Here is a 16667-nt window from a genome sequence, read left to right as displayed (position 1 = left end):
ACGGGTGTGGCATGGTTGGAGACGTGGTGAATCCGGCTGGCGAGCGTTCAGGTGCCACCGGCGCGGGCGTCCGCCCGGGCCGGGGGGAGAGCACGGGTCAGTTCGGCGCGCTCGGCCTTCACCTCGCCGATGCCCGCGTCGAGGCGTCGGTGCTGGGTGTGCTGGAGTCCGTCGAGGCCGAGCTGCGGGCGAGCGTGGCGAGTGCCGACCCGTTCGTGACCGAGGCCGCCCGACACCTGGTCGAGGCCGGCGGCAAGCGGTTCCGGCCGCTGCTGGTGGCCCTCGGTGCCCAGTTCGGTGACCCGGCGGGCGCGCAGGTCGTCCCGGCGGCGGTGGTGATGGAGCTCACTCACCTGGCGACGCTCTACCACGACGACGTCATGGACGAGGCGCCCGTGCGCCGGGGAGCCCCCAGCGCCAACTCCCGCTGGACGAACTCGGTCGCCATCCTGGTGGGCGACTACCTCTTCGCCCGAGCCGCGGACATGGCGGCCGACCTGGGCACGGAGGCCGTCCGCCTTCAGGCCCGGACGTTCGCGCGCCTGGTGCACGGCCAGATCGCGGAGACCGTCGGGCCGCGGCCGGGCGACGACCCGGTGGTGCACTACCTGAACGTCATCGCGGAGAAGACCGGGTCGCTGATCGCCACCTCGGCGCGTTTCGGCGGCATGTTCGGCGGCGCCAGCCCGGAGCACACCGAGGCGCTCGCCGGCTACGGCGAGACCATCGGCGTGGCCTTCCAGCTCTCCGACGACCTGCTCGACATCGCCAGCGAGTCGGTGCAGTCGGGCAAGACGCCCGGCACCGACCTGCGCGAGGGCGTCCCGACCCTGCCCGTGCTGTACGCGCTCGCCTCCGACGACGCGGACGCCTCGTCGGTGCGGCTGCGGGAGATCCTGGCGACCGGCGCGCTCACCGACGACGACCTGCACGCCGAGGCCCTCGGCCTGCTCCGGGAGAGCCCGGCCCTCAAGCGGGCCCGGGAGACGGTCCGCAGCTACGCCGAGGACGCCCGCGCCCGGCTGGCGCCCCTTCCGCAGAGCCCGGCCCGCCACGCCCTCGAATCCCTCTGCGACTACATCGCCGACCGCACCAGCTGACCGCACCGCACCAGCTGACCGGGCCGCGCCCGGGCCCACCCGGAACCGGGTCCGCGTTGATCATGGGCTCAGCGGGTGAGTCGATCGCGGAACCACCCGTCAACCCCATGATCAACTCGGTTCGGCGGGTGGGGTCGACAGGAGGCGGCTGCCGGTCAGCATCAGGGCGGCGGCCAGCAGCATCGAGACGGCTGCCGTGGTCCACATCGCCGGGTAGCCCGCGTGCGCTGCCAGGGGGCCGAGCGACAGGGGGCCCAGGCAGCCGCCCGCGTACACGCCGGTCTGCGTGATGGAGGTGGCGGAGGCCGGAGCCTGCGGATGGAGCCGGACCACGGCGAAGTTCATCAGCCCGGGCCACGCCCAGCCCAGACCGAAGCCGAGCACCACGCCGACCACCAGCGGGACCGGCCCGGTCACCGCGAGCAGACCCAGCCCGGCGGCACCGACCACCAGCATCCCGGCGATGACCGCCACGTGACCGCTCGCCCGGCGGTCGGCGAGCCAGCCGGCGCCGACCCGGGCCGCGACGCAGACGGCGCTCCCGAGGGTCAGCGTCAGGCCGGCCAGCCCGGGAGCCAGGCCCCGGGCGGCGGCGGAGTCCACGACGAAGGTGCCGAGGGCGTTCGCCGAGGCGGCGGCGAGGGTCGCGGCCACCCCCACGACGACCAACGCCCCGGTGGCGCGCCCACCCCGCGCCGGGGCGGCCGCCCGGACCGGGCGGGGCTCCCGTGCGGACACGGCCGGCAGCACGGCCAGGGCGGCGCCGGCGGCCACCACGAACGCCCAGCGCCACCCGACGGTCAGCGCCACGGTCGGCACCGCCACCCCGGCCAGCAGCGTGGAGACCGGGATGGCCGCCTGCTTCACCCCGAAGGACAGCCCCTGCCGCCGCACCGGGACGTGCCGGGCGAGCGCGGCGTTGCTGGCGAGCTGGCCCAGGGCGTTGGCCGTGCCGGCCAGCGCGAGCAGGCCGACCAGCACCGGGTACGACCGGGCGAGCCCGGCGACCGCCAGCATGGCGCCCGCGGACACCAGGATGCCGGCCCGGGCGACGACGGCCGGGCCGTACCGCTCGGCGAGCGTGCCGGAGGGCACCGACGCCAGCGCGCCGACGCCGAAGTAGACCGAGACGACCACGCCGAGGCCGGCCGGGGAGAAGTCCAGCTCGTCGCCCATCTGCACGGCGAGCCCGCCGACCAGGAAGACCGGCAGGACGCAGGCGATGGTGACGGCGATGGCACCGGCGGCGGCCCGCAGGGGACGGGTCGGGGTGGCGGGGGGTTGAAGCGCGCTGTCGACCATGATCTGAACAACCTACGCGAGGCGTTCTCAGTCCACCCTTCGTGGCCGGACGGGTACGGCCGGTGGGTGACGATCTAGCATCCTCCACCCGATCAGGCATTTCGCGCGGGGCACGTATTTCATATGGTGTAAGTCCCCGGCTGGCGGAGGTGGTTGTGCGCGACCCCTTGGCGGAACCTTCGGACCTGATCCGGAGCGTGTCCCGCGCGCTGCGAGTGCTCGAGTCGGTCGGCCGTGCCCCGAAGGGGCTGACCGTCAAGCAGATCGCCCGACGGTGCGAGCTGACCGTGGCGACCACCTACCACCTGGTCCGGACGCTGGCGTACGAGGGCTACGTGATCCGCCGCGAGGACGGCACGTACATCGTCGGCCTGGAGGTGGCCGACCGCTACCGCGAGCTGGTCACGGCCTTCCGGGGGCCGCAGGCGGTCGGGGAGTGCCTGCGCCGCGCCGCCGCCGACACCGGCTACAGCCACTACCTCGGCAAGTTCATCGGCGGGCAGGTGGCGATCACGGCGGTCGCCGAGGGGCCGCGCTCGCCGTACCTGGAGGACCTCGTTCCCGGCTTCGACGAGGGGGCGCACGCCACCGCGCTCGGCAAGGCGCTGCTCGCGACACTCACGGCCGAGCAGCGGTTCCGCTACCTGCGGGAGTACGGCATGCGTCCGTTCACCTCCGCCACGCTGACCACGGTCGAGGCGTTCGAGGCCGACCTGGCGGCGGGGGACCGGCGGGGGATGCAGATGGAGCTGGGCCAGTACAAGCAGGGGGTGGCCTGCGCGGCGGTGCTGGTGACTCCCGACAAGGACATGGAGCGTCGCGTGGTGCTCGCCTGTGCGCTGCCGGCCAGCGAGATGATGACCTCCGCCCGGGTGGTCCGCGCGAAGCTGCTCACCACCGCCCGCACCATCGCCGACAGCCTCGCCGCCGAGAGCTGACGGCCGGCCGGGCACGGCTCCCCGGCGGCAGGTGGGTGACGACCGGACGTGGACGGGCCCTCTCCCCGGCTGGGAGAGGGCCCGTCCCGGCGGTGAACCGCCTTGAGGGGAGCTGTCAGCTGCCGATCGGGCCGCCGTCCACGCGCCACGTGACGACGACGCCCGGCTTGGCGTAGTCGCCGTCCGGCCAGTTGGAGGCGGGCTTCTCGACGGAGGCGCCGGTGATCTCACCGGGGTGCTGCACGGCCACGAAGGCCGAACGGTTGTCGCCGGTGATGAACGGGCCGCAGGCCTCGGCGCCGATCGGCACGGTGAGGAACTGCTTGAGGTGACCGCGCTCGGGGCCTTCGACGGCGGTCGCGAAGAGGCCGTCGTTGCTGCCCAGCGCGTTGCCGTCGGTGGAGATCCAGAGGTTGCCGGTGGCGTCGAAGGCGACGTTGTCCGGGCAGGAGATCGGCGACACCTTCGTCTTGTCGTACCCGGCGAAGTAGGTCGACGGGTCGGTCGGGTCGCCCGCCACGATCGGGACGGACCAGACGAAGGTCTCGGACGTGTTGTCGTTGCGGTCCTCGACCAGCTCCAGCACGTGACCGTGCTTGTTGGCGGTACGCGGGTTCGCCTCGTCCGCCTTCGGGTTGCTGCCGACACCGCGGTTGGTGTTGTTGGTCAGCGCCACGTACACCTTGCCGGTGAGCAGGCTCGGCTCGACGTCCTCCGGCCGGTCCATCTTGGTCGCGCCGACCTTGTCACCGGCGAGCCGGGTGAAGGTGAGCACGTCCGCGGCGGTCATGCCCTCGACGTACGAGCGGTTGCCGCTGACCAGCTTGATCCACTGACCGCGGCCGTTGAACGCGCCGTCGGCGGGGAGCTTGCCCGAGCCGTCGATCTCGGCCGCGCTGGTGTAGTCCAGCTTGGCGACGTAGAGGGTGCCGGACTCCAGCAGGGTCAGGTTGTGGTTCCGGGCGACCCAGGAGTTGCCCGGCATGAACTTCTTGTCCGACACGAACTTGTAGAGGTAGTCGAACCGCTCGTCGTCACCCATGTACGCCACGACGTGGCCGCTGTTGGCGACGATGACGTTCGCACCCTCGTGCTTGAATCGGCCGAGCGCGGTGTGCTTGCGCGGCCGGCTCTCCGGGTCGTACGGGTCGATCTCCACGATCCAGCCGAACCGGTGCGCCTCGTTCGGGTGCTTGGCCAGGTCGAAGCGCTCGTCCGCGCGCTCCCACTTGCGGTTGCCGCTCGGGTAACGGCTGGTGGTGCTGATGCCGTAGCGCGCGAGCTGCGGCTTCAGCTGCTCCGGGGCACCGTCGCCGCCGACGAAGTACTGGTTGAAGTTCTCCTCGCCGGAGAGGACCGTGCCCCACGGGGTCACGCCGCCGGCGCAGTTGTTCAGCGTGCCGATGACCGTGCGACCCTTGGGGTCGGCGGCGGTCTTCAGCCAGGCCGAGCCGGCGGCCGGGCCGGTCAGCTCGAACTTGGTGGTGTTGGCGGTGACCCGCCGGTTGTACTGCCGCCGGCCGGACTTCACCGGGCGCCACTCGCCGCTGCCGCCGACCCGCTCCAGCTCCACGACGGACATGCCGTGCGCGGCCATGGCGACCTTCAGCTGCTCCACGGACAGCGCGTCCAGGCTGGTGAAGCCGGGGAACATCAGGTCCTCGTTGGTGTACTCGTGGTTCACCACGAGCAGGGCCCGGTTCCGGCTCAGCGGCAGCACGCCGACGAAGTCGTTGTTGTAGCCGAACTGCTTCGCCTGCGCGGCGGCCGTCTGGTGGTGCAGGTCGAACTCGGGTGCCCCCGGGATCACCTCGTCACCCCAGCGGATGACGACGGTGTGGTCGTAGCCGTTGGGGACGATGAAGCTGTCGAGCTTGTTCGGCGGGACCGGCTTGAAGGTCAGGGCGCCGCTGCCGATACCGCCGCCGGGGCGGCCGAAGCCGGCGGCGTCCGGCACCGCCGGGGCGGCGGGGGCGGCCGAGGCGGCGCCGGCGCCGGCCAGCGCACCGGCGGCCGCGCCGCCGAAGCCGAGGACCAGCGCGCCGACCGCGCCGGCACGGACCACGCCACGGCGGGAGACCTCGGCGTCCACCAGGTCACCGAAGTACGCGTTGTCGGAGGTGTTCGGCACCGGGTGGTCGCAGGCGTTGCCGCACCGGTAGAGACAGGTCATGGCGTCACGGCTGCCGTGGCGGGTGGTGCCCAGCAGCGGGAGCAGCCGAGGACGGTCGCTCATGTGGAGGAGCCTCCTGAATGGGATGGCGCACGACGGAGTCGGTCGAAGACGTGCGTACCCGCCGGACGCTAGGAGGGGCCGGTGGCCGCTCGTCGGCGTCGATGTGAACCAGGTGTGAACAACTCGCCCGGGGCAACGGTGGTGACCTGCGGCTGAACCGATCGGGACGGCCGCACGTATGTCCGTGCGAAGGCCCGCCGGACTCGCGCCGAGAGCGAGGAGACCGCCATCAGCGACCACGACGCCCACCTGCTCCGCGCCCTGCACGACGAGCACGCGGAGGCGCTGTACGCGCACGCCCTGCGCCTGGTCAACGGGGACCGGCAGCGGGCCGAGGACCTGGTGCAGGAGACGCTGCTGCGCGCCTGGCGGCACCCGGAGTCGCTCGACCCGCGCCGCGGCTCGGTCCGTGGCTGGCTCTTCACCACCGCCCGCAACCTGGCGATCGACGCCTGGCGCCGCCGGTCCACGAGGGTGGGTGAGGTCTACACCGACGAGCTGCCCGAGCCGCCGGAGACGGTCGACGAGGCGGAGCGCGCGGTGGAGGCGTGGACCGTCGCCGAGGCGCTGAACCGACTCAGCCCCAGCCATCGTGAAGTCCTGGTGGAGTGCTTCTACCAGGGTCGGTCGGTGGCCGAGGCCGCCGCGCGGCTCGGGGTGCCGCCGGGCACCGTCAAGTCCCGGACGCACTACGCCCTGCGCTCACTACGGTTGGTCCTGGCCGAGATGGGGGTGACCGGATGACCCGGTGCGAGTTCGCGCACGACGACGGCGCGTACGTGCTGGGTGCGCTGGCGCCGGCCGAACGGACGGCGTACGAGCGGCACCTCGCCGGCTGCGCCGAGTGCCGGCAGGCGGTCGCGGAGATCGCCGTGCTCCCCGGCCTGCTCGGGCGGCTCGACCCCGCCGGCCTGGAGCAGTTCCTGCCGCCGCCGGAGGATTCCCGGCTGCCCGACCTGCTCTCCGCTGCGCGGGAGCGCCGGCGCCGCGAACGGCTGGCCACCCGCCGCCGGTACGCCCTCACCACGCTCGCCGCCGCGGCGCTGGCGCTGGTCGTCGGCCTCGGCACGGCCGCCGTGCTGCCCGGTACGGATCCGCGCGGGGGAGCGGACATGGTCGCCATGCAGCCGGTCGCCGGCACGGTGCCGGTGCACGCCGAGATCGGGCTGACCGGCACCGAGTGGGGCACCGAGGTGACGATGCGGTGCGGGTACGACTCCTCGGTCGGCTACCGCAAGGCGTCCGCCTTCCGGCTGGTGGCGCGCAGCGCCGACGGCACCAGTGAGCAGATCGGCTCGTGGCTCGCCGGCCCGGGCGACGACCTGCGGATCAGCGGTGCCACCCGCTTCACGGACGCGGAACTGGTCCGCCTGGAACTGGTCCGCGCCGACGGCACCCCGGTCCTGGCGTACGACGTCCGCTGACGGCCGTCACCGCCCCCCGCGATCTTGCACTTCCTGCCCCGACGAAGGTCGTGAACCGGGCGAAGCGGCGGCCGAAACTGCAAGATCGCGGTGTGCGGCCGTCGGTGCGGGGCGGCGGCCGCGGCGCTGGCGGTGGGCCGAGCGGAGGGCGTCCGTTGTGAAGATGGCCAGGGCCAGCCAGACCAGAGTGAAGCCCGCCAGCCGGGCCGGCGGCATCGGCTCGTGGAAGACGAGGACGCCGCAGGCGAGCTGGAGGATCGGGGCGAGGTACTGGATCATCCCCAGGCTGGTGAGCGGCAGCCGGTTGGCCGCGCCGGCGAACATCAGCAGGGGGATCGCGGTGGCCGCGCCGGCCGCGACGAGCAGCGCGGTGTGCCCGGCCGACACCGCGCCGAAGGCGGCCCCGCCGGTGCCGCCCAGCCACAGCAGGTACGCCAGCGCGGGCAGGGCCAGCACCGCCGACTCGACGAAGAGCCCCTCGGCGGCGGGCAGGCCGAGCCGCTTCTTGACCAGTCCGTACCCGGCGAAGCTGAACGCCAGGACCAGGGCGAGGTACGGCAGCCGGCCGTAGTCGACGGTCAGCACCGCCACCGCCGCGGCGCCCACGCCGAGCGCCACCCACTGCGCGGGGCGCAGCCGCTCGCGCAGCACGAACACGCCGAGCAGCACGACCACGAGCGGGTTGATGAAGTAGCCGAGGGCGGTCTCCACCACCCGGTCGGAGTTCACACCGTAGATGTAGGTGCCCCAGTTGAGGGCGATCAGCGCGGCGGCCGCACCGATCCCGGCGAGGGCGCGGGGCCGGCGGAGCAGCGCCCGCAGGAAGCCGACGTTGCGCAGCGCGGCCAGCACCAGCGCGACGAAGACCACCGACCAGACGATCCGGTGGGCCAGGATCTCCAGCGGGCCGGCGGGCTGGAGCAGCTTCAGGTAGAGCGGGAAGAAACCCCAGAGCAGGTACGCGCCGATGCCGTACAGGTAGCCGAGCTGACGAGGCGTCACGCCTCCACCGTAAGGGGCGTATCGGGCTGTTGCTCCTTGCCGGTGACCGGGTTCACCCGCTGGTCCAGCTGCATCCACCGGTCCGGCTCCAGCGGGGCGAAGCCGACCTTGGCGTACACGCCGTGCGCGTCGTTGGTGGCCAGCAGGATCCGGCGTACGCCGATCTCGGCGAGGTGGTCGCGGACCGCGCCGGCGAGCCAGGTGCCCAGCCCGCGCCCGCGCTCCGAGCGGTCGACGTACACGTCGCAGAGCCAGGCGAAGGTGGCCCGGTCGGTCACGACCCGGGCCACCGCCACCTGGCGCCCGTCGCCGGGCCGGTAGACGCCGAAGCCGATCGAGCCGGCGAAGGCACGCGCCACCGTCGCCCGGTCCCGCCCGACGGCCCAGTACGCGTCGGTGCTGAGCCAGTGGTGCACCCGGTCGAGGTCGAGGCGCTCGGGATCGGTGCTGATCAGGTAGCCGTCGTCACGGGTCAGGATGAACACCGCTCCGACGCTAGTCGCCGGCCACGGGTGCCTCAGCAGCCAATTCCCGCGATCTGGACCCGCGCCGCCGCCGTCAGTCCCGGTCGAGGATGGCGCCGAGGATCCAGGTGACGACGCTGACGAAGAGCGCACCGAGCACTGCGGCCGGCCAGAACCCGTTCACGTGGAACGGCAGCCCGGCCTCGCCGGCGATCCAGCTGGTCAGCAGGAACAGCAGCCCGTTGACGACCAGCGCGATCAGCCCGAGGGTCAGTAGGTAGAAGCCGCAGCCCACGGTCTTGATGACCGGCTGGAGCACCGCGTTGACGACACCGAAGATCACCGCCACGAGAACCAGCGTCGTGACCGTCTCGGTGGCCGAGTCGGAGTCCAGCGTGATCCCGGGGATCAGCAGCGTGGCCAGCCAGAAGGCCAGTGCCGTGGTGGCCAGCCGGATCAGGAGCCCTTTCAGGAAACCCATGGCGGAAGATGCTGCCACGGACCGATCATCGGCGGAACCCTCCCGGCGCAGGGATTCACCCGCTGCTGCCGGTCCGACGTCCTCACCGGCGGGCCGGGCGGCCCACCAGTTGCGCCTCGATCGGGGACGGGGTGAGCCGGGCCCACCGCAGGGCCCGTCGGTTGACCACCGCCACCATGTCCTCCCGGATCCGGGTGAGCCATGCGGCGGAGGCGCCGAGCCCCAGCGCGCCCCCGGCGAGCGCCGCCTCGGCCGGGTCGAGCGGCTGGAGGAGCGCGAGGTCGGCGCGCCCCAGCGTCGCGACGTCGGCCGCGGTCAGCTCGTCCCGGACGAGCAGCGTGGCCTGCCAGGGAGGCCCGGGCTCCGGATCGGGCGGGACCGGGCCCGCGTCGACCACCAGCAGCAGCGGACGCAGGGGCGACCCCGGCTCCCCGCCGGGCGGACGGCCCGGCGGCAGCAGCGGGATCGTGCCGCCCGGCGCGCCGACGCCGCGGACGAACGGCTCCCACGCCCGGGGGCGGGCGGTCTGCACGACGACCCGGGCGCCGAGCGCCATCGCCCGCAGGGCGACCAACTGGCCGGCGCGGAGCCCACCGACGAGCACGACCCGGGTGCTCTCCGGACGGAACAGCCGGACGGTCAGGGCAGCCCCGTGCCGGTTGGCGCCGACCATCAGGCCGGCGTCGCCGACGGTCAGCTCCGCGGCGGCCGGCCCGGGCGGGCCGTTACCGGGCAGGGCCAGTGGCACGGTCGTGGCCAACCCGGCGAGCTGCTCCCCGTCGAGCCGCCGCACCGCACCACCCGGGCCGGTCACCGCGCGGTGCAGTGCCTGCTCCGCGGCCGCCAGCTCGGCCGGCGTCCCGGCGGCGAGGCGTACGGCGAGCTCGGACGGGGCGTCCTCCGCGGTGCCGGCCCACGGCCCGGCGCTGAGGGAGACCGTGATCGCCGTGGCCGGCAGGGCGAGCAGTCGGGACACCAGGCCCCGGGCGCCCTCGGTGCGCGGGTCCGGCCAACGGTCGAGCTCGAAGGTCGCCTGCCACAGCGCGCCGGACCGGAGCGCCGGCCAGGTCTCCCGCACCGGCCCCGCGTCGTGGTGGGCCAGCTCGGCAAGGACCCGCAGCGCCGCGTGCTCCCCCAGCGGCCGGGCGGTCACCGGTGCGAGCCGGCGGAGGATCCGGCGCAGTGTGCCGTGCAGCGCCCGGCGCAGCTCCTCCGGGGTCGCGCCGTCGACGCGGAGCACCCGGACGGCGAGCACCGCCCGCTCGCGGCCGGGCAGCCGCCCGTCGGTGAGCTGCCGGTACGAGGTGGCGACAGTGCCGCCGCCGAGCGCGACGGCGGGTGCCGGAACCCCGGCCAGCAGGAGCTGGACCCGCACCGGCGGGCCGCCCGGCGGGGCGGCGGTGAGCAGGGCGGCCGGGGACGGCAGTGCGCGTGACCCGTCGCCGATCAGCTCCGCCGGGTCCACGATCTCCAGCAGGGCGACCATGCCGGTGGCGTCGTCCAGCACGGCGGCCGGCGCGCCGGCCAGCTCGGCCGGCCCCACCACGGCGCCCGGGTCGAGCAGCTCAAGGAGGGCGGCCGGCTCCGCCTCCGCCGGCAGGGCACGCGGCCGGAAGGCGTACGCCAGGGCCGTCCCCAGCCATTCGAAGAGCCAGCGCCCGCGCAGGCGCGCCCCGGCCAGCGCGAGCAGCAGCGCGGCGACCGCCACGCCCGCCAGTGTCGCCGCTGCTCCTTGCCCCAGCGCCGCGACCACGACCGCCAGCGCGACCTGACCGGTGACCACCTGGCCGGCCCGGACGTGCCGGGCCGACCGCCGCCGGCTGAGGCTCCACTGTGGGGGTAGGACGGCGGGGCCGCCGGCGGCCGGGGCGGGGTCGGGTCGGTCGGTGGGGCTCCGATCGCCCAGGGCAGGCCGGGCGGGGGGCGTGCGACCGGGAGGGGATGAGGGCGGGCTCGCCGTGGTGGTCGCCGGCACCGCACCTCCTCCACCGATCACGCGCTGCGACGCGGCTGCCGCCCATCGTAAGGGTCCCGGCGTCACCGGGGAACCATGCTTGTCCACAGGGGACGCCGGCGGGGTAGCAGAACCGCGATCGTACGGCTACCGTCAGCGACGAGTTATCGCTGACCCGCGCCCGCCGTGCTCGACGTCCCGGGCGGCGCGAGCGGTGCGCTCCCCGAGCGGGCGTGTCGACGGCCAGCCACGACGCAGGAGACGAGGTGACGTCCGGAGTGTCCGAGACCCAGGCGGAAGCCGCGGTGATGCAGCAGACCGCCGCGAAGTTCGAGCAGGTCGACCAGTCGTTGCAGTCCATGCTGAGCAGCCTGATGGCCGAGCTGGAGGTGTTGCAGCAGGCCTGGCGCGGCGCCGGTGGGCGTTCGTTCGAGCAGGTCAAGCAGCAGTGGGCGCAGGACCAGGCGGCGTTGCAGCGAGCCCTGCGGGAGACCGCCACGGCCATCCGCACCGCCGGCCAGCAGTACGACGTGTCGGACGCCGACGCCGCCAGCCGGGTGTCCACGACCAACCGCGGCGGCATCCAGCTGCCGCTGTAGACCCGGAACCGGGGGAGGAGACAAGCGATGGAGCACGGAGTGCTGGTCGTCAACTTCGCGGCGCTGCAACAGGCCGGCGCGGACATCCAGAAGGCGCTGAGCACGCTCGACGCGCAGCTCGGGCAACTCGAGCGGGACGCCGCCCCGCTGGTCGCGAGCTGGTCGGGCGAGGCCCGCGCGGCGTACGAGCAGCGGCAGGCCCGCTGGCGGTCTGCCTCGCAGGACCTCCAGGCGATGCTGCGTGACATCAAGCTCGCGGTGGACGACTCCGCGACCGACTACCTCGACACCGAGAAGCGGAACGCCAACCTGTTCCAGTGAGACCCGCGGGGCGTGCGCCGGCCCGACGGGGTGGGTGCCACGACCCGCACGTCCGCCCCGACCGGTCGCCGCTCCCGGGCGGTCACCGCCGGACCCGGCCTTCCCCTGTCAGGCCGGGTCGGGCGGACGCCATCGGCGGCGGGCGCCCCGGGGCAGCACGAGGGCCAGCAGCACCGCCGCGGTGACCATCCCGCCGCCGATGGCGGCCACCAGCAGCGCCCGATCCCGGGACGCCGCCCGCCGCGCCTGCTGGGCCAGCAGTGCCGGGTCGGCCCGCTCGTCGAGCAGGGCGGCGGCCGGCCGGGTGCGGGCTGCTCCGCCGCCGCTCTCGGTGAGCGCCCGGTACGGGTTCAGCACGCCCGCGCCGTACCCCGCACCGGGAGCGGGATCGGCGGTGGCCAGGATCCGCTCCGCCACCTCGGTCGCGTCGAGGTCCGGCCGGTACTGCCGGAGCAGGGCGGCGGTGGCGGCCACGAACGGCACGGCGTAGCTGGTGCCCTCGGCCCGGTGGTGTCCCTGCCCGGGTGCGGCGGTCACCACGTCGCTCCCCGGCGCGACGAGGTCGACGTACGGGCCGACCTGGGAGAAGGAGGAGCGCAGCCCGTCCGCGCCGATCGCGCCCACCCCGAGCACACCCTCGTAGGCGGCCGGGTACGGCCGGGGATCGCCGCTCTCGTGCAGGTTGCCGGCAGCGGCCACGACGACGACGTCGCGGGCGAGCGCGTGGGCGACGGCGTCCCGCACGGCAGGGTCGTCCGCGTACAGCACCACGGAGAGGTTGAGCACGTCGGCGCCGTTGTCGACCGCCCAGCGGATCGCCCGGGCGAAGTCGCGGGCGCTGACCGTACGCCCCGATTCCCGGCCGTCGACCACCTGCTGCTCGCTGACCCGGACGGGCAGGATCCGCGCCTGCGGGGCGAGGCCGTGGAAGGCCACGCCGTCCTGGCGTGCGGCGACGATGACGCTCGCGACTCCGGTGCCGTGGCCGGCGCAGTCCCGGGTGCCGTCGCCGCCGGGGTCGAGCAGGTCGGTGCCGGCGCGGACCCGCCCGGCGAGTTGCGGGTGCCGGCGGTCCACGCCGGAGTCGACCACCCCCACGGTCACGCCGGCCCCGGTGGCGAGCGGAGTCAGCCGCTCCGGGGCGTACCGCTGCTGCGGCCACGGTGCCGTGGTGATCGGGCGCGCGGGCGCGAGCGGCGCGGCGCACGCTGGAGCGGCCCGACCGGCGAGGCGGGGACCGGCCGGGATCGTGCGGCGGGGACCGGCCGGGATCGTGCGGCGGGGACCCTCCGGACCGGTGGCCGCGACGGCGAGGGCGGATGCCGTCGGGCCGGGCGCGCGGGGCGCGGACGGCGTCCGGTCGTTGCCGAGGGTGGTGCGGTCCGGCGCCGGCGCCCGGTGCGGCGGGTCGGCCGGCGGCGCGGCGGCGACCAGCATCGCCACGACCGTCGCGAGAGCGGCGAGCAGCGGCCGCGCGGAAATCCGGGACATCGACCGCCTCCGTATCGTGTCGACTCCGGAACGCGATGTTATCGCCGGGCGCCGTCACCGGTCGCCCCGGCGCGGCCAGCCGTTGTGATCTTGCTACTACCTTGTAGGTTGTACGCGATACCTGTGACCTGTTGCCGGGAGGAGGGGTGGCCGTGACCGAATGGGAGCCGGCCACCGAGGCGGAAGCGGCCCTGCGCGACGCGCTGCGCGCCAACGACCAGCAGCTCTACTTCCGCATCCTGTCGCGGACGGACCTGTTCCTCCCGGTCTCCGCGCAGGCGCTCGCCGGCCAGGCGCCGATGAACTGGGGCACGTGGACCACCGGCGGTCGCACCCACGTGCTGGCCTTCACCTCCGCCGCCGCGATGCGGGCCTGCCTCGGCGAGCACGCCGGCGCCAGCCGGCGCAGCGCGTACGACGAACTGGCGAGCCAGTGGCCGAATCAGGAGTGGTGGCTCGCGGTCAACCCGGGCCTGCCCATCGAGGGTTATCTGCCCGCCTGGTACGTCGCCCAGCTCTCCCGCGGTGACGTCCGGCTGCCCGGCCGCACGATCGGGGCGCGGGCGCGCCTGGAGCGGGCTGAGACGCTCGCCCGTGTCCGGGCGGCGGAGAGCGTTCCGGGCGGCGGGGAGGGCCAGCCGACCACGGGGCCGCAGGGCCGCGAGCCCAGCGCCGGTCAGGCACCCGAGGGCACGGCCCCCCTGCGACCGGCTCCCGCGCCCGTTCCACCTCCCGGCACACCGTTGCGGAGCCCGGCCGAGCTGCGTGCCGCCGCCCTGCGACGACCGTTGGCGGACGCCGGCCGGGTGCCCTCGCCGGGCGGGGAGACGGAAGCCCGGTGGCCTGCGCCGCCGCACCCCGGGGGCGATCGCCCGGGCCCGCGCCCCGCCGACGCTCCCACGAACGGCCGTCCGGGGGGCGAGCCGGAGCGGCCGAACCGTCGATCGTTCTTCGAACCCGCGTCCGGCCGCGCCAGCCGGGACGAGCGGGCCGTCCCACCGCCCCGCTTCGCCCGCGGCTCCCAGCCCTTCCCGCGCCGCCGGCCGCCCACCGACCCGACGTCGGAGAGCCCCGCCCAGGCGTTCGGCGGCGGTGGGGACGCGACCCGTGCCGACCGGGACGCCCCGCCACTGTCCTCCGCGCCCCCGGCCGGGGAGACGTCCCGGACGCCGCAGCCACGGGCCGCCGGAGCGGAGAGCCGGACCGTCCGCTTCCCGGTGCCCGATCCGGCGACCCTCCAGGCGTACGCGCGCCGCACGCCGGACGAGGAGGCCACGCAGTCGCTGCCGCGGCGGCGGCCCAAACCGCCACCCCCGGATCCGGAGCCGGCGTCGATCGCGGAACCGGTCTCCGGTCCGCCGGCACCCCGCCGGGGCTTCACGCCGATCGTCATCGAGGGCACGATCATCGAGTCGCGGGACCTCACCGTCCCGCCGGCCGACCCGGTCGCCGCCACCGGACCGCGCGACGACCCGGCCCCGGGCACCGGAACCGGCGCCACCGGGCTGTTCGACGACCGGGGCGGGGGTGCCGGAGCCGGCGCCACCGGGCTGGCCGACGCGCGGGGCCGTGGCGTGGAGCCGGCGCCGGTCGCCGAGCCGTCCCCGCAGCGTCCCGCCGTTGCGGAGACCACCCGCACGGCGGGCGGGTGGAAGCCCGCCGGGCCGGACATCGACCACCCGCAGTCCGGGCCGGCCCACCGTCCGGTAGACCACCAGGAGGAGGTCACGGCTCCGATCCCGGTCCCGCCGTTCCAGGTGACCGAGCAGGCTGCGACGCCGGGCCCGTCGGCGACCGCCCGGGCGGTGGACGACCCGGCTCCCACCGCGAGCACGATCGCCGTGGATCCCACCGCCGCGGTGGGCACACCCGTCCCGGATCCCGTCGCCGCACCGGCTGCCGGCCCGGACATTCCCCACACACCGGCCGCCGGGCCGGCGGACGCCGCCTCCGCGCCGGCCGTCGGCGGTTCCGTGGACGCCGCCACCCGGCCGGGCGCGCCGGCGGTCCCCGTCCCGGCGGACTTCGAGCCGGCGAACGAGGTCGAGGAGGACCTTCTCGACGCGACCGGCGCCGGGAGCACCGACACCTTCCTGTCGACGCTCCTGCTCGCCCGCGTGCTGCTGCCGGTGGCGCCCGACTCGGCCCCCGGCAGCCGGCCCGGCGAGCCCGGCTTCGTCTGGCGTACCGAGGAGTTGGACGGCGAGACGTTCGTCGTCGTGTACACGTCCCCGGAGCGGCTCGCCGACCACACCGACGCCACCGTCGAGACGGTCCGGGTGCGGTTCGTGCAGCTCATCCACCGGTGGCCGGACGAGTCGTGGTCCTTCGCCGTCAACCCGGGCAGCCCGATCGGCGCGAAGTTGCCCGGTGAGCAGATCATCGGGCTCGCCAACTGGGCGGCGGAGGTGGGCCTCGGCACCGACAGCGGCGCCGAGCCGGAGGCACCGCCGGCCGCCGCGGCCCCCGCCGACCGGCCGCGCTACGAGCCGCCCGCACCGGACCCGACCCGGCCGGTCGTCATGCAGAAGGCCGTGGCCCCGAGCCAGCTCGCATACTACCTGGAACGGGGCTACGACCGGGTCTCCGGCTTCGTGCACCGCGCGGGCGAGTTGGCCCACCTGACCACCCCGGCGCAGCTGTTCGACGCACTCGGCCTCGGCTACCCCGACTCGCCGTTCGACCGGGCTGCCGACGAGATCTACGTGCTGCGCTGGCCCGCGTACCGGCCGAGCCTCTACCGCATCCCGTACGGCGGCCAGAACGAGACCGCCATGCGGGCCATGGAGGGCTGGGTGATCGAGCGGCCCCCGTTCCGCGGCAACGGCTTCGCGCCGGGGGAGAGCAGCGACGTGGTAGCCGAGTTCAAGGTCGACAGCGCCCGGTTGCCGCACGGAGCGCAGCTGTGGCGGATCGGCGCGGACGGCACCGAGCGGGTGGTGGCCACCCTGGACGCCGACGCGCTGCTGTGGCGGGAGGTGGGCGAGGCGTGACCCGCGACGGCTACGTGGCCCGCTGGCAGGGCCGCGAGTACCAGGCCAGCCCGGACGGCGACGACGTCCGGCTCTACCAGCCCGGCCCGGGGGAGGGCTTCACCGAGGTGCGCCCCGGCCGGTACGTACGGGTGGTGCCGGTGGCCGAGGTCGACGACCTGGCGTACGTCCGCACGACCTGCACGTGGCAGGGACAGCCGTTCATCGTGCTCGGCGAGCACGACGGCTGGCTGCGCGTGGAGTACACGGGCGGGCGGTGGCCGGTCGCGCAGGCGATGGGCCTCGAGGTGTTCGACTTCGGCGTGTACCAGGGTTGGGCGCCCGCCGCCGAGGTCACCGACCTGCACGAGCAGCGGGTGTAG

The 16667-nt window shown here is 75.0% G+C and carries 15 protein-coding genes; 8 read left to right on the top strand and 7 right to left on the bottom strand.

Features of this window, described 5'->3' with window-relative positions; all coding sequences use genetic code 11:
- Positions 1-11: 11 nt before the first annotated feature.
- Entirely contained in the window at positions 12-1100 is a 1089-nt protein-coding gene (locus HCJ94_RS04435; protein WP_167999650.1) for a polyprenyl synthetase family protein, read from the top strand.
- Positions 1101-1211: 111 nt separating this feature from the next.
- Here HCJ94_RS04435 and HCJ94_RS04430 read toward each other — a convergent pair whose 3' ends face one another.
- A complete protein-coding gene (locus HCJ94_RS04430; RefSeq protein WP_167999649.1) occupies positions 1212-2402 on the bottom strand; it encodes an MFS transporter in 1191 nt (396 codons plus the stop codon).
- Positions 2403-2557: 155 nt separating this feature from the next.
- On the opposite strand from HCJ94_RS04430, the gene HCJ94_RS04425 reads away from it, so the two are divergent.
- Complete coding sequence (locus tag HCJ94_RS04425) at positions 2558-3340, top strand: IclR family transcriptional regulator (protein ID WP_167999648.1); 783 nt, start codon at positions 2558-2560, stop codon at positions 3338-3340.
- A 115-nt stretch (positions 3341-3455) separates the two neighbouring features.
- Here HCJ94_RS04425 and HCJ94_RS04420 read toward each other — a convergent pair whose 3' ends face one another.
- A complete protein-coding gene (locus HCJ94_RS04420; RefSeq protein WP_167999647.1) occupies positions 3456-5576 on the bottom strand; it encodes a PhoX family protein in 2121 nt (706 codons plus the stop codon).
- 228 nt (positions 5577-5804) lie between these two features.
- Here HCJ94_RS04420 and HCJ94_RS04415 point away from each other — a divergent pair, with 228 nt between their 5' ends.
- On the top strand, positions 5805-6320 hold the full coding sequence (locus tag HCJ94_RS04415) for a sigma-70 family RNA polymerase sigma factor (protein ID WP_167999738.1): 516 nt from the start codon (positions 5805-5807) through the stop codon (positions 6318-6320).
- Positions 6317-7000 carry an anti-sigma factor family protein gene (locus tag HCJ94_RS04410; RefSeq protein ID WP_167999646.1) on the top strand — a complete coding sequence of 228 codons (684 nt, stop codon included), beginning with the start codon at positions 6317-6319 and terminating at the stop codon, positions 6998-7000. Before HCJ94_RS04415 ends, HCJ94_RS04410 begins: the two co-directional genes overlap by 4 nt.
- A 6-nt stretch (positions 7001-7006) precedes the next feature.
- On the opposite strand, the gene rarD is transcribed toward HCJ94_RS04410, so the two are convergent.
- From rarD to eccE, 4 genes are all read right to left on the bottom strand, one after another.
- Positions 7007-8002 (bottom strand): EamA family transporter RarD, encoded by a 996-nt coding sequence (gene rarD, locus HCJ94_RS04405; RefSeq protein ID WP_167999645.1) that lies wholly within the window; start codon positions 8000-8002, stop codon positions 7007-7009.
- Positions 7999-8487, bottom strand: a complete 489-nt coding sequence (locus HCJ94_RS04400; protein ID WP_167999644.1) for a GNAT family N-acetyltransferase — start codon at positions 8485-8487, stop codon at positions 7999-8001. Before HCJ94_RS04400 ends, rarD begins: the two co-directional genes overlap by 4 nt.
- Positions 8488-8560: 73 nt before the next feature.
- On the bottom strand, positions 8561-8947 hold the full coding sequence (locus HCJ94_RS04395) for a phage holin family protein (protein ID WP_167999643.1): 387 nt from the start codon (positions 8945-8947) through the stop codon (positions 8561-8563).
- An 82-nt stretch (positions 8948-9029) separates the two neighbouring features.
- On the bottom strand, positions 9030-10922 hold the full coding sequence (gene eccE, locus HCJ94_RS04390; protein ID WP_373684187.1) for a type VII secretion protein EccE: 1893 nt from the start codon (positions 10920-10922) through the stop codon (positions 9030-9032).
- A 257-nt stretch (positions 10923-11179) separates the two neighbouring features.
- Here eccE and HCJ94_RS04385 point away from each other — a divergent pair, with 257 nt between their 5' ends.
- Together HCJ94_RS04385 and HCJ94_RS04380 are read left to right on the top strand one after the other, a co-directional pair.
- Positions 11180-11500, top strand: coding sequence for a WXG100 family type VII secretion target (locus HCJ94_RS04385; RefSeq protein ID WP_167999736.1), 321 nt, complete (start codon positions 11180-11182; stop codon positions 11498-11500).
- A gap of 27 nt (positions 11501-11527) precedes the next feature.
- Positions 11528-11821: a WXG100 family type VII secretion target gene (locus HCJ94_RS04380; RefSeq protein ID WP_167999642.1), complete on the top strand. Its 294-nt coding sequence runs from the start codon at positions 11528-11530 to the stop codon at positions 11819-11821.
- Between the two features lie 108 nt (positions 11822-11929).
- Here the strand turns inward: HCJ94_RS04380 and mycP are convergent, their stop codons facing one another.
- The gene (mycP, locus tag HCJ94_RS04375; protein WP_240943915.1) at positions 11930-13312 is read right to left on the bottom strand and encodes a type VII secretion-associated serine protease mycosin; all 1383 of its coding nucleotides are present in this window, start codon (positions 13310-13312) and stop codon (positions 11930-11932) included.
- A 152-nt stretch (positions 13313-13464) separates the two neighbouring features.
- Between mycP and HCJ94_RS04370 the strand changes: the two genes are divergently transcribed.
- Both HCJ94_RS04370 and HCJ94_RS04365 read left to right on the top strand, forming a co-directional pair.
- Positions 13465-16305 carry an SseB family protein gene (locus tag HCJ94_RS04370; protein ID WP_167999641.1) on the top strand — a complete coding sequence of 947 codons (2841 nt, stop codon included), beginning with the start codon at positions 13465-13467 and terminating at the stop codon, positions 16303-16305.
- Complete coding sequence (locus tag HCJ94_RS04365) at positions 16302-16667, top strand: UCP033725 family protein (protein WP_167999640.1); 366 nt, start codon at positions 16302-16304, stop codon at positions 16665-16667. The genes HCJ94_RS04370 and HCJ94_RS04365 overlap by 4 nt, the downstream gene beginning before the upstream one ends.

The sequence above is a fragment of the Micromonospora thermarum genome (assembly GCF_012034245.1).
GTDB lineage: Bacteria > Actinomycetota > Actinomycetes > Mycobacteriales > Micromonosporaceae > Micromonospora > Micromonospora thermarum.
Note: the sequence above shows the minus strand (reverse complement) of the source record. Positions and strands in the feature narration are given on the sequence as shown.

Excerpts from the sequence above, each read along its gene's own strand:
- HCJ94_RS04395 (WP_167999643.1), bottom strand. The coding sequence starts at position 8,947 with ATGGGTTTCCTGAAAGGGCTCCTGATCCGGCTGGCCACCACGGCACTG.
- HCJ94_RS04435 (WP_167999650.1), top strand. The coding sequence starts at position 12 with ATGGTTGGAGACGTGGTGAATCCGGCTGGCGAGCGTTCAGGTGCCACC.
- HCJ94_RS04410 (WP_167999646.1), top strand. The coding sequence starts at position 6,317 with ATGACCCGGTGCGAGTTCGCGCACGACGACGGCGCGTACGTGCTGGGT.
- HCJ94_RS04420 (WP_167999647.1), bottom strand. The coding sequence starts at position 5,576 with ATGAGCGACCGTCCTCGGCTGCTCCCGCTGCTGGGCACCACCCGCCAC.
- HCJ94_RS04430 (WP_167999649.1), bottom strand. The coding sequence starts at position 2,402 with ATGGTCGACAGCGCGCTTCAACCCCCCGCCACCCCGACCCGTCCCCTG.
- HCJ94_RS04380 (WP_167999642.1), top strand. The coding sequence starts at position 11,528 with ATGGAGCACGGAGTGCTGGTCGTCAACTTCGCGGCGCTGCAACAGGCC.
- mycP (WP_240943915.1), bottom strand. The coding sequence starts at position 13,312 with ATGTCCCGGATTTCCGCGCGGCCGCTGCTCGCCGCTCTCGCGACGGTC.